Raw genomic sequence first — 18,032 nt, 5'->3', positions numbered from 1 at the left:
TGGCCGCCGCACCGGGGACGACGCGGGTTGCGGTCGGGGACTGCTTCCCGCGTACGTCCGAAGGAGAGCAACCGAATGCACCCAGCCGGTGTCTATCCGGTTGTGTGTGTGTGGGGGGGAGGACTTCGACGAGTTCGTGCTGGCACGCTCGACCGGGCTGCTGCGCGTCGCGTATCTGCTGCTGGCCGTGACCCTCCCCCCGATCGTGGTGTTCACGCGCTCCGGCCGCGCTGCCATTACGTTGGGAACATGACGGACGTCGTGATCGGGATCGACACCGGAACCACGGCCACCAAGGCGATCGCGGCCGGCCTGGACGGGCGGCTGCGGGCACGGACGAGCGTCCACTATCCACTGTCGGTGCCGGCCCCGGGGCGGGCCGAGATCTCGCCGTCCGACCTGATCGGCGCGGCGGTGACGGCGCTGCGGGACGTGCGCGCCGCCTGCGACGCCCAGGGCGATCGGGTGGTGGGGGTCAGCCTCAGCGCGTTCCTGCACGGCCTGGTGCCGATGGACGCCGACGGCAAGCCGCTCGGGCCGCTGATCACCTGGGCCGACGGGCGGGCCGGCGACCAGTGTGACGAGATCATCGCGTCGGGGCGGGCCAAGGGGTTGCACGGCCGGACCGGCACCCCGGTGCATCCGATGGCCCCGCTGAGCAAGCTGGCCTGGTGGCGGTCGGAGGATCCCGGGCTGCTGCGCGACACGCCGCGCTGGGGTGGCGTCAAGGAGCTGATCCTGTCCGCCCTGGTGGACAGGTCGTTCCTGCTGGATCTTTCGGTCGCGTCGGGCACCGGGCTCTACGACATCCACCGGCGGCAGTGGGATCCCGAGGCAATGGAGATCGCCGGCGTCCGGGACGGGCAGCTCGCCGAGGTCGTGCCCACCACCAAGGTGCTCAAGGTCGGCGACCTTCCGCTGGTCGTGGGCGCCGCCGACGGGCCGCTCGCCAACCTCGGGCTCGGCGCCACCCCGGCCGGTGTCGCCGCCGTCTCGCTGGGCACGAGCGGCGCGGTGCGGACGATCGTCGACCGGCCCACGGCCGACGCCGACGGGCGGCTCTTCTGCTATGCGCTCACCGAGGACCGCTGGGCGATCGGCGGCGCGGTCAACAATGCCGGCTCGGTGGTGCGCTGGGCGGGGCAGAGCTTCGCGTCCGGCTTCGAGCGACCCGGCGCCGAGGGCGAGGACGCCGACGAGCGGGACGCCGCGCTGCTGATCGAGGCACAGGGCGCGCCGCCGGGCAGCGACGGGCTGCTCTGCCTGCCGTACCTGCTCGGCGAGCGGGCGCCGTGGTGGCGCTCCGGCCTGCGCGGCGCCTATCTCGGGCTGCGCCGCGAGCACGGGCGGGCGCATCTGGTGCGGGCCGCCGTCGAGGGCGTGTGCCAGCAACTGGCGCTGGTGCGGGACTCGTTCGCGACCGAGGGCTTCGAGGTGCGTGAGGTGCGGGCCACCGGCGGGTCGACCGCCTCCGAGCTGTGGGTGGGCGTGCTCGCCGCCGCGCTGAACCTGCCGGTCGCGATCGCCGACACGCCCGAGGGCACCGCGCTCGGGGCCTGCCTGCTGGGCTGGCACGCGCTGGGCGAGCTGCCCGACCTCGACCACGCGGCGGCGCTCGTCGAGATCGGCGAGCCGACCCGGCCGGACCCGGCGGACGCCGAGCTCTACGCGCGGTTGCGGCCGTTGGTGGAGAAGGCGGCGCTGTCGGTGCTGGAGACCGTGCGCGAGCTGGATCGGCTGGCGCCGCTGCCGGAGACGGCCGCACATCCGCACGCCGCGGAGACGGCCGCGCATCCGCACGCCGCGGAGACGGCCGCGCATCCGCACGCCGCGGAGACGGCCGCGCATCCGCACGCCGCGGAGACGGCCGCGCATCCGCACGCGGCGGAGACGGCCGCGCATCCGCACGCCGACTCCGGCGGCGGGCGGGGGACCCGCGTTGACGGTCCGCCGGACGGTAGGAAACGATGACAGCCGAGCGGTAGCGGAGGAACCCGGTGCGAATCCGGGACGGTCCCGCCACTGTGACCGGGGAGTTTCCCGCCGAGTTCAAGCCACGGCCGCGAGGCTGGAAGGCACGGCGGGCGGCGGCGATCCGGGAGCCAGGAGACTCCGGCCGCTCGTGCCGACCGCCGCGCGGGCGTGGACACCCGTGCAGAAGGGGAAACCTGTGACGCCGTACCCGTTCTCCGCCGTGGTCGGTCTTGCCGACCTGCGCCTCGCGCTCCTGCTCACGGCCGTCTCCCCGCACGTCGGCGGGGTGCTGGTGCGGGGCGAGAAGGGCACCGCGAAAAGCACCGTCGTGCGCGCGCTGGCCGGCTTGCTGCCGGCGGTTCCGGTCGTACGCGGCTGCCGCTTCGCCTGCGATCCCAGCGCGCCCGATCCGCTGTGCCCCGACGGGCCGCACCCGCCGGACAGCCCGGCGCTCTCCCGGCCGGCCGCCCTGGTCGAGCTGCCGGTCGGGGCCACCGAGGACCGGGTGGTGGGCACGCTCGACATCCAGCGCGCGCTCGCCGACGGGGTGAAGGCCTACGAGCCGGGCCTGCTGGCGGCGGCGCACCGCGGGGTGCTCTATGTGGACGAGGTGAACCTGCTCCCCGACCACCTGGTCGACCTGCTGCTGGACGCGGCGGCGATGGGCCGGGCGCACGTCGAGCGGGACGGCGTGTCGGTCAAGCACGCGGCCCGGTTCCTGCTGGTCGGCACCATGAACCCGGAGGAGGGTGAGCCGCGCCCCCAACTGGTGGACCGGTTCGGCCTGGTGGTGACGGTCGGCGCGCCGCGGGAGCCGAGGGAGCGGGCCGAGGTGGTGCGGCGGCGGCTCGCCTACGAGGCGGACCCGGCCGGGTTCGCGGCCCGGTTCGCCGACGCCGAGCGGGAGCTGGCGGCCCGGATCGTGGCGGCGCAGGCGGCGCTGCCCCGGGTGCAGCTGCCGGATCGGGAGCTGGACCGGATCGCCCGGGTGTGCCTGGCCTACGGCGTGGACGGGATGCGCGCGGACATCGTCGTGGCTCGCTGCGCGGTGGCCCTGGCGGCCTGGCACGGCCGCGAGGCGGTGACCTCCGACGACGTACGGGACGCCGCCCGGCTGGCGCTTCCGCATCGGCGGCGCCGGGACCCGCTCGACCCGCCCGGGACGGACGAGGAGCGACTCGAGGAGGCGCTCGCCCGGGCCGAGGCCGAGCTGGAGGACGACCCGGACGACGACCCGGACGGGGGAGGGGCGCCGCCGCCCGGCCCGGACGGCCCCGACTCCCGCCCACCCGACATTCCCGAAAAGTCGGGCGGCCCCGAGGGGCAGGAACCGCGGCCCGCCGGCGCGCCGAGCGGGCATGCCGGCGCGCCGCGCGGGGACGCCGGCGAGCAGGGCGGGGACGCCGGCACCCCGCGGAACGCGGACGCGGGCGCGCAGCCGGACCCACCGCCCGACGCCGCCGACGCCGGGCAGCGCCCGGCCGGGGCGGAGCAGGCGGCGCCGGCCGTCGCGGCGGGCAACCCCTACCGCACCCGTACCCTCTCGATCGCCCGGCGTGGCGAGGGCGGGCATGCCGGCCGGCGCTCCCCGGCCCTGGCCCGGCGTGGGCGGGTGGTCGGCAGCCGGGTCCCGCGCGGCAAGCTGGCCGGCGCACCGCACCTGCCCGCCACCCTGCGGGCCGCCCTGCATCGCGGCGCCCGCGGCGTCGACCCGCGCGACCTGCGCGAGTCGGTGCACGTCGGCCGGGAGGCGAACCTGGTCCTCTTCGTGGTCGACGCCTCCGGCTCGATGGCCGCCCGCAAGCGCATGTCCATCGTGAAGACCGCCGTCCTGTCCCTGCTGCGCGACGCCTACCAGCGCCGCGACCGGGTCGGCATGATCACGTTCCGCGGCCACGGTGCCGAGCAGGTGCTGCCGCCCACCTCCAGCCACGAGGTCGGTGTGCTGCGCCTGGCGAGCCTGCGCACCGGCGGTCGCACCCCGCTCGCCGCGGGCCTGCGCACGGCGGCCGCCACCATCGCCACCGAGCGCCGCCGGGACCCCCGCCGCCGCCCGCTGCTGGTGGTGGTCACCGACGGCCGGGCGACCAGCGGCCCCGACCCGGTGACGGTCGCCCCGGCGCTGGCCGGTGTGGCCGCCGTCGTGGTCGATTGCGAGTCCGGGCCGATCCGCCTGGGCCTGGCCCGCCGCCTCGCCACCGCCCTCGACGCCGACCTGATGCCCCTCGACCACCTCGGGGCCGCCCCGACGACCCGAAAGGCCGCGTGATTCCGATGCCGCAGGGCAAGGTCACCACCGTGCCGCAGGATGGGCTCACCACCCGGCAGCGCCGCCGCCAGGCCGTGCTCGCCGTGCACACCGGGCACGGCAAGGGCAAGTCGACGGCCGCGTTCGGGATGGCGCTGCGGGCGTGGAGCGCCGGCTGGCCGATCGGCGTGTTCCAGTTCGTGAAGTCGGAGAAGTGGCGAGTCGGCGAGGAAGCCGCGCTCAAGGCCCTCGGCACGACCGGTGGTGCGCCGGTGGCCTGGCACAAGATGGGCGAGGGCTGGTCGTGGATCCAGCGGCCCGGCACCGAGCGCGACCACGCGGCCGAGGCGGCCGAGGGCTGGGCGCAGATCAAGCGGGACCTGGCCGCCGAGACGTACGCGTTCTACGTGCTGGACGAGTTCACGTACCCGATGAAGTGGGGTTGGGTCGATGTCGACGACGTGGTGGCGACGCTCGCCGGGCGGCCCGGCACCCAGCACGTGGTGATCACCGGCCGGGACGCGGCGCCCGCCCTGCTCGAGGCCGCCGACCTGGTCACCGAGATGACCAAGGTCAAGCACCCGATGGACGCCGGCCGCAAGGGGCAGCGGGGCATCGAGTGGTAGACATCCCGCGCGTCGTCATCGGCGCGCCCGCCTCCGGACACGGCAAGACGACCGTGGCCACCGGTCTGCTGGCCGCGTACGCCCGGCGCGGCGTGCCGGTCGCGCCGTTCAAGGTCGGCCCCGACTACATCGACCCCGGCTACCACGCGCTCGCCGCCGGTCGCCCGGGCCGCAACCTCGACCCCGTGCTGACCGGTGAGCGCCTGATCGGCCCGCTCTTCGCACACGGCGCGGCCGGCGCCGGGCTGGCGGTCGTCGAGGGCGTGATGGGCCTCTACGACGGCCGGGTCGGCGCCGGCGACACCGGCTCGACCGCGCAGGTGGCCGCCCTGCTCGACGCGCCGGTGATCCTGGTGGTGGACGCGGCCGCGCAGGGCCGGTCGATCGCCGCGCTGGTGCACGGATTCCGCAGCTTCGGCAGCGTCCGGCTGGCCGGCGTGATCCTCAACCGGGTCGGCTCCGACCGCCACGAGTCGCTGCTGCGGGAGGCGTGCGAGGAGGTCGGCACCCCGGTGCTGGGCGCGCTGCGCCGGGCCGACGCGGTGGCCGCGCCGTCCCGCCACCTCGGCCTGATCCCGGCTGCCGAGCGCCGGGCCGAGGCCCGGCAGTCGGTGGAGGCGCTCGCCGCCCTGGTCGCCGCCTCGGTCGACCTGGGCGAGATCGAGGCGGTCGCCCGATCCGCGCCCCCGCTGCAGGTGGAGCCGTGGAATCCGGCGGACGCGGTCGGGCCGGGGGCCGGGGCCGCGCGGCTCGGGACCGGCGCCGGCCGCGGCGCGCCGGAGCCGGACGCGGTGGCCGGCGGCGCGGAGTGGGGCCTGGGCGGGCGGCCGGTCATCGCGCTGGCCGGCGGCCCGGCGTTCTCGTTCTCCTACACCGAGACGCCGGAGCTGCTCGCGGCCGCGGGCGCCGACGTGGTCGTCGTCGACCCGCTGCGCGACGAGAAGCTGCCGGCCGGCACGCGCGGCCTGGTGGTGGGCGGCGGTTTCCCGGAGGTGTACGCGTCGGAGCTGTCCGCCAACGAGCCGCTCCGCCGCGAGGTCGCCGCCCTGGCCGCTCGCGGCGGGCCGATCGTGGCCGAGTGTGCGGGCCTGCTCTGGCTGTGCCGGACCCTCGACGACGCCCCGATGTGCGGCGTCCTCGACGCGGACGCGGCGATGACCCCGACCCTCACGCTGGGCTACCGGGACGCCGTCGCGCTGGCCGACAGCCCTCTCGCCCCGGCCGGGACACGGGTGACCGGGCACGAGTTCCACCGCACCGCCGTGCACCCGCGCTCGGGCCTGCTGCTCTCCCCGGCGGCGGGCGGAGCGTGGCAGTGGCGCGGGGCGGATCCGGAGGGCTTCGCCACCCCGGCCGTGCACGCCTCCTACCTGCACCTGCACTGGGCCGGGACGCCGTCCCTGGCCCGCAACGTGGTCATCGCGGCCCAGGCGAGTGAGTGACCGTGCCGGGGGCCGCTTCGTGGTCGGGCTCGGGGCCCGGCCGGATCGCAGCGCCGCCGAGCTGACCGCGGCCGTCGAGGCGGCCCTGGCCGAGGCGGGGATCCCGGCGGCGGAGGTCGTCGCGCTGGCCACCGTCGACCGGCGGGCGGGCGAGGAAGGCGTGCGAGCCGTGGCCGCCGGGCGGGGATGGCGGCTGATGAGTTTCGCCCCGGAAGAGCTCCGTGCTCACGACGTACCCAATAGGAGCGAAACCGTCGCTGCGGCCGTGGGCACTCCCGGCGTCGCGGAGGCGGCGGCCCTTGCCGCCGCCGGCACGGGGGGCACGCTGATCCTGCCGAAGCGGGTCTTTGGCGGGGTCACGGTGGCGGTGTCTACACTCCCGCGGTGATCTTCCGACTGGTCGTGGCGACCGCGCGCTTCCGGCGCCCGCTGTTCGTCGGTGGCGTGCTGCTGCTGGCGGCGACGGTGGTGGCCGGGCGGCTCGGCGGCGATCGCGAGGTGCTCGTCTTCCTGCCGGCCGGGATGTTCGTGGTGGGTGCCGGGCTCGCGGTGGTCACCTTCGTCGCGCCGTCGACCCGGCGGCCACCCGCGGCCCTCGTCGCGGACGGGCGGTCGCTGCGTACGCCGCGGACGGTCGTTCTCGGGCTCGCCGCCTTCGCCCACCTCGGCCTCATCGGCATGGTCCTCCTCTTTCCGGCTGAAATGTCCGCCGAAGGCGTGGCGTGTATCGCCTTCCTGTTCTGCTACCTGCGGGCGGTCTGGCGCGGCGTCGGCCTGACGATCACGGCCGAGGGGCTGCGCGCCGACAAGTACTCCGGCACGCTCACCGTGCCGTGGGAGGCCATGTCGCCGGTGCCGCCCAAGGCCGTCATGGGTCCGGCCATCGAGCTCACCTACGACCGGCGGGAGTCGGCGCGGACGACCGGGTTCGTGCTGAACCGGCGCCAGATGCTCGTCGAGGGCGTCGACCCGGAGTTCGTGGCGGCGGCGATCCATCATTACCGCACCCATCCGGAGGAGCGCGCTCTGATCGGCACGGCTGCCGCCGAGGTCGCCCCGCTGCCGGAGAGCCCGGTCACGCTGGTCACTCGCGCCCGGCTTGCGGCCGTCACCGTGATCTGCGGTGTCGTGACGATCGGGGTGGTCGCCGCCGACGTGGGGGCCGACGGGCTGACCGGCCCGCTGGGCTCGATGGCGCACCTCGCCGCCATGTGCCTCGCGGTCGCAGCGGGAACGGTGTTCGGCATGACGGTCCGGGCCTACCGTAGGTCGCGCCGATAGGGTTTCCCCTTGCGTCACCGAAGGAGGGTGGGCGCGGTCACCTCGCGCCCATAGTCTCCGGTCGATATATCGACAATCGGAGGTGCAAGGTGCTGGTCCGTACCCGGGCTGTCCTCGCCGCCACCATCGTGGCTGCCGGAGCCGCCCTCGTCGCCGTGGTCTCGACGCCACCCGCGTCGGCCGCGGTCGTCCATCGTGTGCTGTTCGACAACAGCAAGGCCGAGACGGCGGGCAACGCCGACTGGATCATCAGCACGTCCCAGCCGGATCCGCTGGGGCAGAACTCGAACCCGACCTCGGAGACCTCGTGGACGGGCGCGCTCTCGTCGTGGGGCGTCGCGCTGCAGCGCACCGGGTCCTACAGCCTGAAGACGCTGCCGGCGGGGAGCACCATCACGTACGGCGGAAGCGGTGCTCTTGATCTGAAGAACTTCGACGTCTTCGTGATGCCGGAGCCGAACGTGCTGCTCAGCGCCGCCGAGAAGACGGCGGTCATGAAGTTCGTCCAGGCCGGCGGCGGGTTTTTCCTGATCGTCGACCACACCGGCAGCGACCGGAACAACGACGGGTACGACTCGGTCGAGGTCGCCAACGACCTGCTCACCAACAACACCGTCGACTCGACCGACCCGTTCGGCTTCAGCATCGACAGCAACGACATCTCCAGCGAGAACCCCACCGCGATCTCCAGCAGCACCGACCCGGTGATCAACGGCTCGTTCGGCAAGGTGACCGGCAGCATCATCCGCGACGGCAGCACCCAGACCCTGCACAAGGCGGACAACGCCACCGTGAAGGGCCTGGTCTGGCGGCCCGGTTACAGCCCGACCGGCAGCACCGGGGCGTTCTTCACGACCAGCACGTTCGGCTCGGGCCGGGTCGCGGTCTGGGGCGACAGCTCGCCGATCGACGACGGCACCGGGCAGTCCGGCAACACGCTCTACGACGGCTGGAACGACACGGCCGGCACGAACGCGGCGCTCGCGCTGAACGCCACCGAGTGGCTGGCCGGGACCGGCTCGACGCCTACCACATCACCCACGACATCACCCACGACCTCGCCCACCGGCGGCTCGTGCAGCACCGCCCAGTTGCTGACCAACACCGGTTTCGAGTCGGGCAGCTCGGGCTGGACCGCCACCTCCGGCGTGATCACCAACTCGTCGTCGGAGGCCGCGCACGCCGGCTCGTACAAGGCCTGGCTGGACGGCTACGGCACGGCGACCACCGACACGCTCTCCCAGACGGTCACCGTCCCGGCGGGCTGCCGCGGGGCGACCTTGAGCTTCTGGTTGCACGTCGACACCGCCGAGACGACCACCACGACCGCGTACGACAAGCTGACCGTCGCCGCGCGCGGAACGACGCTGGCCACCTACTCGAACCTGAACGCCGCCTCCGGTTACGTGCAGAAATCTCTCACCGTTTCCGGCTCGGGCAGCACGACGATCACCTTCACCGGCACGGAAGGTTCACAGCTGCAGACGTCCTTCGTCCTCGACGACGTGACGCTCACCCCGACGGCATGAATCCTGGCGGGCCCCACGGTAGGCTCAGTTCCCGGCGGTGGGGCCCGCCGACTCCCTGCCTGGCAAGATCAAAGGCAGGAGTGTGTACGTGGCCGAGTCCAGCGCCGCCCCCACCGATTCCGACGTGGACCTGCACGTCCCGGCCATGCGCGCCGAGTTGCATGCCTCGGTGCTGGCCGCCGTCTCGGCCGGCGGCGTGGTCGGCGCCCTGGCCCGCTACGGCCTGGCCACCGCCTGGCCGCACCCGCCGGACGGCTTCCCCTGGTCCACCTTCGTGATCAACGTGACCGGTTGCTTCCTGATCGGCGTCCTCATGGTGATCGTCACCGAGGTGGTCACCCACAAGCCGCTGGTGCGCCCCTTCCTGGGGGTGGGCGTCCTGGGCGGTTACACGACCTTCTCCACGTACGTGGTCGACATCCAGCGCGCGGCGGGCGAGGGCGCCGCCCTGGTGGCCCTCGGCTACCTGGCCCTGACCCTGATCGGAGCGCTGCTGGCGGTCTACACCGGCACCGTCCTGACCCGCCTGGCGGTGCGCCGGTGATCACCATCCTCCTGGTCGCGCTGGGCGCGGCGGTCGGCGCCCCGCTGCGCTACCTCACCGACCGAGCGGTCCAGGCGAGGCACGACTCGGTCTTCCCTTGGGGCACTTTCACGGTCAACGTCTGCGGTTCGCTGATCCTCGGCTTCCTCACCGCCGCACCGGTCGGCCCGACGGTGACCGCCCTGCTCGGCACCGGCTTCTGCGGCGCGCTCACCACGTATTCGACCTTCAGCTACGAGACGCTGCGCCTGGTCCAGCAGGGCGCCCGCTTCTACGCTCTGGTCAACGTGATCGCCTCGATAGTCGCCGGCCTGGGCGCCGCCGCGATCGGCCTGCTGCTCGCCCAGGCGGTCAGCTGAATCCGGTTGATCCATGGCGCGCTGACCCTCATGCTGGGTGCCCTATGCGGACAGTTGCGGAAGGCTTCGCCGAGGTTCCCGACGGCTACCTCTACTACCGGCAGCACGGGCACGGGCCGGATGTCGTGCTGCTCAACGCGGGCCTGGCCGACGTGCGGATGTGGGACACGACCGTGGCCTGGCTCGCGGACATCGCCCGGGTCACGACCTGGGACTACCGCGACACCGGCCTGTCGTCCTGGAGCAGCCGCCCGTACCGCGAGATCGACGACCTCGAGGCGGTGCTGGACGCCGCCGGCGTCGCCCGCGCCACGCTGCTCGGCGCGTCCGACGGCGGCCGACAGGCGCTGGCCTTCGCCCACCGGCACCCCGGCCGAGTGGTCAAGGTCTGCGTCGTGGGCGGCTCGTTCGGCGAGTTCCCCGACCCGGCCCCGCGGGAGACCGCCGCCCGGCAGCAGATGCGCAAGGTCTTCGACGAGGTGGAGCGGCACCTGCGCAACCAGGACATCCTCGCCGCCTCGACGGTGGACGTGGACGCGTGGAGCCCGGCGGTCAACGCCGCCGACCGACGCCGGCTCATCGGCTGGCACGTGGCGAACTCCCGCGTCCTGACGATGCCGCAGTACCACGGCGTGGAGCTCGACCCGCCGGTCAAGACCCGGTTCGCGGAGATCGACACGCCGATCGCCGTCTTCGCCGGCGGCCGAGATTTCGAGGGCACGCGGTTGTGGGCCGCGCGCCTTGCCGACCAGGCACCGCAGGCGAGCCTTTTCGTCGCGCCGGACGCGGACCATTTCCCGATGTTCTCCGACCCGACCCGGTTCGAGCGTTTCGTCCGCGAAGCCATCGCTGACTGATGCGCTCCCCGCAGAACAAATAGAACGGTTTCGCCGCAGCGCGTCCGGGACAGTTTCCGCAGTGCTGCTCGGCCGCTCCATCACGAAAGTCTCCGACGACTCCGACGGCGGTAGATCCGGCCTGGCTGCCGCAGGCTCCGCCACCAGCACCGGATCTGCCTGGTCGGCCACCGGCAAGTCGCACGCCTGCCCGACCACCTGGGGATGGGACGGTTGCTCGACCACCCGCGGATCGCCTGCCTGGTCGGCCCGGCCGAGCATCGCCGCGGTCAGCGCCACGATCCCGTCGCCGCCGTGCAGCTCGCGAAGCTTCCGAGAGTGCCGCTGCACCAGCCCCCAGGCGCGATGCCTCTCATGCTCCCGGCGAAACGCTTCCTTCTCCGCGGAATAGCGGCGAGACCTGGTGCGATCGCGCATTCCAGCTAATTGAGCTTTGGTGAAGAATCCCAGCTGTCCCACACGAACATTATCCCACCCCCGGAAACGCCGTGGTAAGCCTGAATCCTGGGAAGATCATGCCAATCTCGCGAAATTCCAAAAGGGGATGTCGGCCATTCCGGCGGCGCAAAATGACCCTATACCGCCGCCGACCGCGACCGGCGGCACCCACCGGAACCAGGCACCCCCGGGCCATGGCTGCCAAGCCCGACCACGACATCTCCGCGACCGGCGGCAGGAGGCGCGACCAGGCAGCCCCTGGGCCATGGCTGACGAGCCCGACCACGACGTCTCCGCGACCGGCGGCAGCAGGCGCGACCAGGCAGCCCCTGGGCCATGGCTGACGAGCCCGACCACGACATCTCCGCGACCGGCGGCAGGAGGCGCGACCAGGCAGCCCCTGGGCCATGGCTGACGAGCCCGACCACGACATCTCCGCGACCGGCGGCACGAGCCGCGACCAGGCACCACCCGGGCCATGGCAACCAGGGCCGGACCAGCTCAACCCATCGGCCACTCATGGACCGGGATGTTCTCGTGCATCAACGGCAGATACCGCCGCAGCATCTCGTGCAGCGCCTGCTGCCGGTCCCGTCCGTCGGCCTCGAGCGCGTGCAGCGTCCCCACCTGCCAGGACGCCCCGTTCCGCTGGTTCAGGCAGCGCTGCTCGATGATCCCGAGCAGCCGGTCCCGCTCGCCCGCGGAGACGCCCCACCGTTCCAGCCCTCTCTGGGCCAGCGGCAGCAGGCGCCGCAGCACCAGCTCGGTGACCTGGATGTAGCCGAGCCCCGGCCAAAACACGCTGGCGTCGATCCCGTGCCGGGCGCAGGCGTGGAAGTTCTCCTCGGCCGCGCTGAAACTCATCTGCGTCCACAGTGGCCGTTCGGCCTCGGCCAGGTTGCGGATCAGCCCGTAGTAGAAGCCCGCGTTCGCCAGGGTGTCGATGACGGTCGGGCCGGCCGGGAGCACCCGGTTCTCCACCCGCAGGTGCGGGCGGCCGCGCACCACCGCGTAGATCGGCCGGTTCCAGCGGTAGACCGTGCCGTTGTGCAGCCGTAGCTCGCTGAGCTCGGGCACCTCGCCCCGTTCCAGGATGTCGGCCGGGTCGAGCTCGTCGCAGATCGGCAGCAGGGCCGGGAAGTAACGCACGTTCTCCTCGAAGAGGTCGAACACCGAGGTGATCCAGCGTTCGCCGAACCACACTCTCGGGCGTACACCTTGCGCTCTTATCTCTTCCGACCGGGTGTCGGTGGCCTGCTCGAACAGCGGGATGCGGGTCTCGCGCCACAGCTCCCGGCCGAACAGCAGCGGCGAGTTCGCGCCCAGCGCCACCTGCACGCCCGCGATGACCTGGGCGGCGTTCCAGTACGACGCGAACTGTGCCGGGCTGACTTGCAGGTGGAACTGGGTGCTGGTGCAGGCGGACTCGGGCGCGATGGTGTCGGTGGTGACGGCCAGCCGGTCCACACCGTCGATCCGGATGTCGAGATCTTCGCCCCGGGCCGCGAAGATCTGCTCGTTCAGCAGTTTGTAGCGCGGATTCGCCGACAGCGCGTCCAGCGTCATGTGCTCGCGGCGCAGCGTCGGCAGGATCCCGATCATCAGGGTGTGCGCACCGACCGCGCGCGCGTGCTTCTCCGCGTTGTTCAGACTGGCCCGCAGCGTACGTTCGAGGTCGGCGTTCTCGTCCCCGGCCAGCCGGCGCGGCGGCACGTTTATCTCGATGTTGAACTGGCCCAGTTCGGTCTGGAAGTCGGGGTCGGCGATCGCGCCCAGCACCTCGGCGTTGCGCATCGCCGGATTCGCGTCCTCGTCGATGAGATTGAGCTCGATCTCCATGCCGGTGAGCGGCCGCTCGAACTCGAAGCGGGATTCGCGCAACATTGCGGCGAACACATCCAGGCTCCGGCGGATCTTGTGCCGGTACTTCGCTCGATCCTCTCGGGTGAAGTTGGTCTGCTCGACTTCCTCGCCCACGGCACACCACCTCTTCTCGAGTGAATCCAAGTTCGCACACCGGGCAGGTCTGCGCCACAGGGGAAGGGGGTGTCTGGATTTTCAGGAGAGCCAGGCGGCTGCCACCGTTGCGACGACGAGAAACCCGATCATGGCTTGCAGCAGCAGGGCCGGACCGAGATGCGACCACATTGTCGGGATCCGCGGGGTGAGCGGCTGCATGGTGGTCAGGTTCACCACCTGGATGAGCCGGACCGGTAGCCGCACGTCCTTCTGCGGCCGGGTGGTGAGCTGGATCAGGTCGCCCCGGTGCAGCGCCGACTGCGGCAGGTGGCCGTGCATCTCGACCTCGTACGTCTGTCCCAGGTCGTCGCGTACGCGCAGCGGGGTCACCAGGAACTCCGGCCCCTTCTTCAGCTCCTTGAAGCTGCGCCGGGCGCCACCCATCCGCAGCAGCGAGCCGAGCATCTGGGCGACACCGGCCGCCAGGTAGACCAGCACCAGCAGCGGCTGCCCGACCTTCACCTCCCGGGTGTACGACGTCTGGTATCCGGCGAAACGACCGGTGATGACCGGGCTGACGTGCCGGAGGACCTGCTCGCGGTACAGCTCGACCTCGTCCAAGCGGACCACCTCCTGGATGTGTTCATATCGTACGGAGCGCAACTTCTCACTTACCGTGAGTGAAAAAGTGAGAATCGGTCAGAAGGGGGTACGCGATCATGGACCTGGAATATCTGCGCCCGCTGTTCGCGGGGGACGGCCCGTGGGCGTCGGTCTACCTGGATGCGACCCACGCCGAGAACGCGACCCACGCCCAGAACGCGACCCACGCCGAGAACGCGGCCCATGCTGAGGATGCGACCCGCGCCGAGGGGGATGCCGGCCACCGGATCGAGCAGCGGTGGCGGGACCTGGCCGGTCTGCTGGCCGGCGCGGGCGCCGATCCGGCCACGATCGCGGCGATCGGCGAGGCCGTCCAGGGATACCCGCACCGCCCCGGCCGCCACGGGCTCGCGATCTTCGCCCGCGCCGGGGAGGTCGCGCTGATCGAACCGCTGCCGGCGCCGCCGGTCGCCGACCTGGCCACCTGGGGGCCGCTGCCGCACGCCATGCCGATGGTCGCGCTGCGCGGCGAGGAGATCCCTTACGTACGGGTGCAGGCCGGGCACCGCGAGGGCGACATCGAGGCGCTGGACGCCGGCGGAACGCCCCGCCGGTACACGGTGCACGGCGCCGGCGAGCAGCCGATCGCCAACCCGCGCTACCAGCGGGCCGCCGAGGAGAACTGGAAACGCCACGCCGGCGACGTGGCGGCCGCCGCCGACGCGGCCGAGCAGATCGGCGCCGAGGTCGTGGTCGTGGCCGGTGACCCGAAGGAGATCCCGTACGTGGTCGGCAAGCTTCCGCCCCGCTGGCGCGACCGGGTGGTCACCACCGGGCAGACCGGCGGGTCGGGCCGGCTGGACGAGGCCACCGAACGGGCCGTCGCGGAGGTCGCCGCGCAGAACATGAAGGCGTCCGTGGCCCGGTACGGCAGCCGGCCGCACGCCGACGGCCTCGGCGACGTGGTCGTCCGGCTCCGCCGCGGCCAGGTCGAGGAGGTGCTGCTGGTCGACGACCCGGACTCGACCGACCGGCTCTTCATCGGCGCCGGCGATCCCCGACTGATCGCCACCGAGCCGGGGACGCTGCGCGCCTCGGGCGTCGAACCGATCGAGGTGCGCGCCGATGCGGCCCTGCTGCGCGCGGTCGTCGGCACCGGCGCGGGCCTGCTGCTGGTCGACCCGGCCGAGATCGGCCTGACGCACGGCATCGGGGCGATCCTGCGCGACGACGACGACGAGAGCACCGCCTGAATCCCCGAAAACCCCGCGAAGGATCACCACGAAAGGTGAACTTGACTCGGAACCGTGCGGCCTCGCGCGGGGGAGGGGGCAGGACATGGCACCCAAGGCGTTCGTGGACCCGGACAGTGTGCTCGCCCGGACCGCCCTCGGGATGCTCGAGGCGCACGGCGGCGGGGCCGGCCCCAGCGAGGAGATGACCGAGTGCCCGGTCTGCGGCGCGCCGTTGCCTTGCCCCGTCGGGCGCGCGGCCGCCGAGGTCGTCGAGGCGGCCGGCCTCGCCGAGCTCGCCGAGGCCTCCGGGTTGGTGACGGCCGCCCGGCAGGGCACGCCGGGTGCGGTCGAGGACCAGCCGTACGCGTCTCCGCCGCTGTTCGGCTCGCTCGATCCGCTCCCGGGCTCTTCCCTCGGCGAGCCGGATCGCCCGGCGTGGCCCGGCCCGTCCGCGGGCAGCCATGCGCCGGACGACGAGCCGCACGTGGAGGTGTCGTTCGCCTCGCCGAAGGCAGATATCGAGCTGCCCTCGATCGAGTCGTTGACCGCAGCCCTGCCGCGGGAGCCGTTGAGTGCCGATCTGCCCCCGATCGAGCCGTCGACCCTGGTGGCGTCGCCGCTCGACGATGGGCTGCTCCCGCCCGCGCCTTCCGATTCTCTTGAGGTCTCCGAGTCTCTTGAGGTCTCCGAGTCTCTTGAGGTCTCCGAGTCTCTTGAGGTCTCCGAGTCTCTTGAGGTCTCCGAATCTCCTGAGCCTGCCGATTCTCCTGCGCCTTCCGGCGAGCCGCCCGGGCCGCGCCTGAGCGGGCTGACCGCCGCGTCGCTGGACCTGCCGTCGGCCGAAGCACCGAGCGGACTCTCCTTCACCCCGCCGCCGCTGGGATCCGCGTCGCCCCGCCACGCCGAGCCACGGGTCCCCGAGCCGCCGGCGATGGACCTGCCCCCCGCCGTCCCGCCGCCGGCCGCCGAGGTCGAGCCCCCGGCCGGGGACACTCAGGTCGAGACTCCGCCGTCGAACCCGCAGCCCGGGCCCCCGCCCGCGACTCCCACGCCGGCCCGGCAGCCGCTCCCGTCCGGCCCCGGCTCGCCGGTCGGCAGCCCGCCGCAGTACCGCCCGCAGGAGCGCCCCCTGGACGCCCCGCTCTACACGCCGATCAACCGCCCGCCCGCACCCCGCCCGGTCGCGACGTCCCGCCCCGCCCCGGCGGAGGCCGCGCAGCCACCCGTCCCACCATCGCCGGCCGTCGTCCCCCCGAACCCGGCGATGGGCCGGCCCTCCGCGCCCCAGCCGCCAGATCAGCCCGCCGGGCCGCAACCGCTCAGCCAGCCTGCCGCGCCGCCATCGTTGGGTCAGCCGGCTGCACCGCCATCGTTGGGTCAGCCGGCTGCACCGCCATCGTTGGGTCAGCCGGCCGCGCCGCCATCCCCGGTTCAGCCGGCCGCGCCGCCGTCGTTGGGTCAGCCGGCCGCGCCGCCATCCCCGGTTCAGCCGGCCGCGCCGCCATCGCCCGGCCACCAGGCCGCGCACCAGCAGACGAACTGGCCCCCGGCCACCCCGCCGCCGAGCACTCCCGGCATCCCGCAGCCCGACGCACCGAGCAGCCTCGGACTGGCCCGCCCCGACGCCCCCAGCGGTCTCGGCACCGCCCCGCCAGCGCCGCTGCCGAGCGCTCCCGCTGTCCCGCCGCCCGCCGCCCCCAGCGGCCTCGGACCGGCCCGGCCCGACGCCCCCAGCGGTCTCGGCATGGCCCGGACTGACGCCCCCAGCGGCCTGGGTCCGGCCGCTTCGCCACCGCAGCCGCCCGCCACGACGCTGCCGACCGCTCCGGCCGTCCCGCCGCCAGAGGCACTCAGCGGCCTCCGACAGCCCCGGACGGACGCACCCAGCGGCCTGAGCCCGGCGGCTTCGCCACCACAGCCGCCCGCCACCCCGGAGAACGCCAGCAACCGCTTCGGCGGCGACGGCGGCGCCGTGCCCAGCGGCCTGGGCGTGCACCCCAACCGCGGCCCGGCCGAGCCCCTGCCGACCAGTCCGGCCGGCGCGCAGCAGCCGCCCAACCAACCGCCCCAGCCGGCCGCGAAGGCGGCCCGCCGCAATCGCCCCCCGCTGGAGCCCCCGCAGATGGGCCAGCTCAACCGTCCGATCGGGGAGAGCGGCCAGGATCAGAAGGATTAGCCCGGCCGGCTCCGCTACATCGCGGCCCCGAGCTGCGTCCACACCACCTTGCCGTCGCTGACCGGCAGGACGCCCCACGCCTCGGTCAGATCGCGCACCAGCCACAACCCCCGCCCGCCCGGTGACGTCAGCCCCGGTTGGGCCGGCTCGGGCAACCGCCGGCTGCCGTCCCGCACCGCCATGCGGAGCCGCCCGGCGCGCAGCCCGAAGGTGAACTCCATCGTCGTGTGCGCGTGCCGCACCACGTTGGCGACCAGTTCGGTGGCGATCAGCGCGGTGGTGGCCGCGAGGTCCGCCCGGTGCCACGCCTCGCAGGCCGGGGTGACCAGTTGGCGCACCTGGCGGCAGGCGTCCGGCACGGGCCGCAGCCGGGCGCGGATCCGGGGCGGCTCGGGCTCCTTCCGGAGCTCGGCGAGGGCCCCTTCGCAGTCGGCCGAGTAGACCAGGCCGGCGCATCCGGGGGCGGCCTCGATCGCGCGCCGGGTGGCCGGTGGGGCGCCGCAGACGACGATCGGCACGCTGGGCCACTCGCGGGTCTGTCCGACCACCTCGCCGAGGGCGCCGAGCCCGATCGGGTCGCCGATGCGCAGGCCGGCGACGTCCAGCAGGAGGCCGGTCGGCTCGTTCGCGAGGCTGCGGCGGACGGCGTTCTGCAGCGCGTCCCCGGTGACCGGGTCGAGAGTTCCGCTGACCCGCAGCACCGCCACGGGCCGTTTCCCCTCCGGCCGGCACACGAGCTGGCTGGGCAACGCCGATTCCTC

At 73.6% G+C, this 18,032-nt stretch carries 16 protein-coding genes and 1 riboswitch; of the genes, 13 read left to right on the top strand and 3 right to left on the bottom strand.

What is annotated here, in order from left to right; translation table 11 throughout:
- The first annotated feature begins 106 nt into the window (after window positions 1-106).
- The 11 genes from ODJ79_RS22975 (at window position 107) to ODJ79_RS22925 (ending at window position 10,860) form a co-directional block, all read left to right on the top strand.
- Window positions 107-253: a hypothetical protein gene (locus ODJ79_RS22975; RefSeq protein WP_263025598.1), complete on the top strand. Its 147-nt coding sequence runs from the start codon at window positions 107-109 to the stop codon at window positions 251-253.
- Entirely contained in the window at window positions 250-1,971 is a 1,722-nt protein-coding gene (locus tag ODJ79_RS22970; RefSeq protein ID WP_263025597.1) for a gluconokinase, read from the top strand. The genes ODJ79_RS22975 and ODJ79_RS22970 overlap by 4 nt, the downstream gene beginning before the upstream one ends.
- 16 nt (window positions 1,972-1,987) lie before the next feature.
- Window positions 1,988-2,113: riboswitch (cobalamin riboswitch) on the top strand.
- A gap of 9 nt (window positions 2,114-2,122) precedes the next feature.
- Complete coding sequence (locus ODJ79_RS22965) at window positions 2,123-4,243, top strand: VWA domain-containing protein (protein ID WP_411267362.1); 2,121 nt, start codon at window positions 2,123-2,125, stop codon at window positions 4,241-4,243.
- 5 nt (window positions 4,244-4,248) lie between these two features.
- Window positions 4,249-4,848 (top strand): cob(I)yrinic acid a,c-diamide adenosyltransferase, encoded by a 600-nt coding sequence (cobO, locus tag ODJ79_RS22960; protein WP_263025642.1) that lies wholly within the window; start codon window positions 4,249-4,251, stop codon window positions 4,846-4,848.
- Window positions 4,842-6,290: a cobyrinate a,c-diamide synthase gene (locus ODJ79_RS22955; RefSeq protein WP_263025595.1), complete on the top strand. Its 1,449-nt coding sequence runs from the start codon at window positions 4,842-4,844 to the stop codon at window positions 6,288-6,290. Before cobO ends, ODJ79_RS22955 begins: the two co-directional genes overlap by 7 nt.
- Before the next feature lie 19 nt (window positions 6,291-6,309).
- Window positions 6,310-6,678, top strand: coding sequence for a cobalamin biosynthesis protein (locus ODJ79_RS22950; RefSeq protein WP_263025594.1), 369 nt, complete (start codon window positions 6,310-6,312; stop codon window positions 6,676-6,678).
- Complete coding sequence (locus tag ODJ79_RS22945) at window positions 6,675-7,571, top strand: hypothetical protein (RefSeq protein ID WP_263025593.1); 897 nt, start codon at window positions 6,675-6,677, stop codon at window positions 7,569-7,571. Before ODJ79_RS22950 ends, ODJ79_RS22945 begins: the two co-directional genes overlap by 4 nt.
- 89 nt (window positions 7,572-7,660) lie before the next feature.
- A complete protein-coding gene (locus tag ODJ79_RS22940) occupies window positions 7,661-9,100 on the top strand; it encodes a hydrolase (RefSeq protein ID WP_263025592.1) in 1,440 nt (479 codons plus the stop codon).
- A gap of 88 nt (window positions 9,101-9,188) precedes the next feature.
- Entirely contained in the window at window positions 9,189-9,644 is a 456-nt protein-coding gene (locus ODJ79_RS22935) for a fluoride efflux transporter FluC (RefSeq protein ID WP_411267361.1), read from the top strand.
- A complete protein-coding gene (gene crcB, locus ODJ79_RS22930) occupies window positions 9,644-10,003 on the top strand; it encodes a fluoride efflux transporter CrcB (RefSeq protein ID WP_263025640.1) in 360 nt (119 codons plus the stop codon). The genes ODJ79_RS22935 and crcB overlap by 1 nt, the downstream gene beginning before the upstream one ends.
- Window positions 10,004-10,047: 44 nt before the next feature.
- Window positions 10,048-10,860: an alpha/beta fold hydrolase gene (locus ODJ79_RS22925; RefSeq protein WP_263025591.1), complete on the top strand. Its 813-nt coding sequence runs from the start codon at window positions 10,048-10,050 to the stop codon at window positions 10,858-10,860.
- Window positions 10,861-11,799: 939 nt separating this feature from the next.
- Here ODJ79_RS22925 and ODJ79_RS22920 read toward each other — a convergent pair.
- Both ODJ79_RS22920 and ODJ79_RS22915 read right to left on the bottom strand, forming a co-directional pair.
- Complete coding sequence (locus tag ODJ79_RS22920) at window positions 11,800-13,275, bottom strand: glutamate--cysteine ligase (RefSeq protein ID WP_263025590.1); 1,476 nt, start codon at window positions 13,273-13,275, stop codon at window positions 11,800-11,802.
- A gap of 81 nt (window positions 13,276-13,356) precedes the next feature.
- Window positions 13,357-13,878 carry a hypothetical protein gene (locus tag ODJ79_RS22915; RefSeq protein WP_263025589.1) on the bottom strand — a complete coding sequence of 174 codons (522 nt, stop codon included), beginning with the start codon at window positions 13,876-13,878 and terminating at the stop codon, window positions 13,357-13,359.
- 98 nt (window positions 13,879-13,976) lie between these two features.
- Between ODJ79_RS22915 and ODJ79_RS22910 the strand changes: the two genes are divergently transcribed.
- Both ODJ79_RS22910 and ODJ79_RS22905 read left to right on the top strand, forming a co-directional pair.
- A complete protein-coding gene (locus ODJ79_RS22910; RefSeq protein WP_263025588.1) occupies window positions 13,977-15,113 on the top strand; it encodes a peptide chain release factor 1 in 1,137 nt (378 codons plus the stop codon).
- An 85-nt stretch (window positions 15,114-15,198) separates the two neighbouring features.
- Entirely contained in the window at window positions 15,199-17,271 is a 2,073-nt protein-coding gene (locus ODJ79_RS22905; RefSeq protein WP_263025587.1) for a hypothetical protein, read from the top strand.
- A gap of 14 nt (window positions 17,272-17,285) precedes the next feature.
- Here the strand turns inward: ODJ79_RS22905 and ODJ79_RS22900 are convergent, their stop codons facing one another.
- Complete coding sequence (locus tag ODJ79_RS22900; RefSeq protein ID WP_263025586.1) at window positions 17,286-18,020, bottom strand: ATP-binding protein; 735 nt, start codon at window positions 18,018-18,020, stop codon at window positions 17,286-17,288.
- Window positions 18,021-18,032 lie beyond the last annotated feature (12 nt).

Source organism: Actinoplanes sp. KI2 (assembly GCF_025630775.1).
In the GTDB taxonomy this organism is placed as follows: Bacteria; Actinomycetota; Actinomycetes; order Mycobacteriales; family Micromonosporaceae; genus Actinoplanes.
This window is presented reverse-complemented; position numbering and strand designations above follow the sequence as displayed.